The sequence below is a fragment of the Mycobacterium sp. DHQP2018-32-09 genome (assembly GCF_058148405.1).
Genome location: NZ_JBYVYK010000110.1, coordinates 1 through 1,625, shown reverse-complemented (window position 1 = coordinate 1,625; position 1,625 = coordinate 1). Strand labels below are relative to the sequence as shown.

Below are 1,625 nucleotides of genomic sequence, written 5' to 3'. Positions count from 1 at the left end.
CGCAGCGGCCCCCGGTCCGGCGGCGCCTGCCGCCGGACCGCCACCCGTGGAACCGCCGCGGCACGGCCGGGGCGGCGACGACGACCTGGCGCGGCGGATGTAGCCGACGCGTCGCCATACGCACCCGCGTCCGGGGCGTTCGGCCATTACCCTCATTACGGCAGCCGGCCGATTCGCCGGACGCGGATGCCAGAAGGGATTCCGACATCGCCGGGGACGATTTCAGGAGCAGTGACGTGATCGCGAGCCGTGCCGGGGTGCCCGCGTGACGCAGCCCCCGCCCGAGGAGCCGGAGCCGTCCGAACAGCCGGACGTCCGGAACTACGACGTGCATCCCAACTACACCGGTCCGCTGCGCATACCCCGGCAACACCCCGAGAGCGCAGCGGCGCGCGAATACGAGTGGCAGGCCGAGGTCGGCGTCGATCCGGTTCCCGACGCCGCGCTCCCCGGCCCCACGGTCTCGGGCGCACTACCGGTCGCCGGCGAGCATCCGTCGGGACCCCTACGGCCGTTCGAGCCGCACGACGAGGGTCCGTGGTCGGGTGCCTTTGCCGCCCCTCCGCCGGTCATCCCGCGTCAGCGTGCACCGCGGCCGGCGCCCAGTATTGCGTTGCGGCCCATCGTCATTGGTGTGGCTACGGTGATCCTGATCGGCGGCATCGTCGCGCTGCTGGCGTGGTTCTCCGGTGGGTCCGACGACACCGCAGGCACCCCCGCCCCGACGCCGACCACCCCGGCGATGTCCGAGGACGACGCGAGGGCCACGCTCAAGGGCATGCTTCCCGCCGGCTACCCGCCCGCGGCGTGCGAACCCGTCGCCACTCCCAAGGGCGCCCTGGCGAAGTTCGGCTGCGAGGGCAACGCCGATGCCGGCGGGCCGGTACTGGCGACCTACACGTTGGTGGCCGACGCCCAGGCGCTGCAGAAGGCGTTCGAGGACGTCATCGCCAACTCGAACGTGGTCAACTGCCCCGGGGCCATCCAGTCGCCGGGGCCGTGGCGGCGCAACGCCTCCCCCGACAAGGTGGCGGGCACGCTGTTCTGCGGGTACCAGCGTGATCTGCCGACGCTCGCCTGGACCAACAACGAGGATCTGGTGGTGGCAGCCGTCCGGGGTGATGCGCAGGGCCCCAACCTCGACGCGCTGTACCGCTGGTGGTCCCTGCACTCCTGAGGTCGCCGCAGGTCCGCCGGCCCTCGACGAACGACGACCGCCGACCCGCCCCGAAGGGCAGGCCGGCGGCCGTGGCGGTGCGCTGGCGGATCAGGCCGGCGGCGGCGCCATCATCGTGGTGGTGGGCGCCGGTGACACCGGGGTGCCCGCGGAGCCAGGAGCCGGGGGGTTCATCGGGGCGGGGGCCTGCTGGACCGCGGCCGGCATCGGAGCCCCTTCGGTCCCGGTGCCCGTCGGCAGCGGCGTGCCCTGGCTGCCCACGGGCACCTGAGCCGGTGCGACGGGCGCGGGAGCCGGGGCGCCCGGAGCGGCCGCGGGAGCCGGGGCGCCCGGAGCGGCCGCAGGCACCGGGGTTCCGGGTGCGCCCGCGGGCAGCGGCGTGCCCGAGCTACCTTGCGGCAGCGGCGTACCCGAGCTTGCCTGCGGCAGCGGAGCGCCCGGGACGCGA

Annotated in this window: 1 protein-coding gene and 1 pseudogene; one reads left to right on the top strand and one right to left on the bottom strand. The window is 74.8% G+C overall.

Features of this window, described 5'->3' with window-relative positions:
* Positions 1–265: 265 nt before the first annotated feature.
* Complete coding sequence (locus tag AC30CM_RS26890; protein ID WP_490119960.1) at positions 266–1,177, top strand: hypothetical protein; 912 nt, start codon at positions 266–268, stop codon at positions 1,175–1,177.
* Between the two features lie 90 nt (positions 1,178–1,267).
* Here the strand turns inward: AC30CM_RS26890 and AC30CM_RS26885 are convergent.
* Positions 1,268–1,625 (bottom strand): annotated as a pseudogene (locus AC30CM_RS26885) (phosphopeptide-binding protein); the annotation flags it as partial.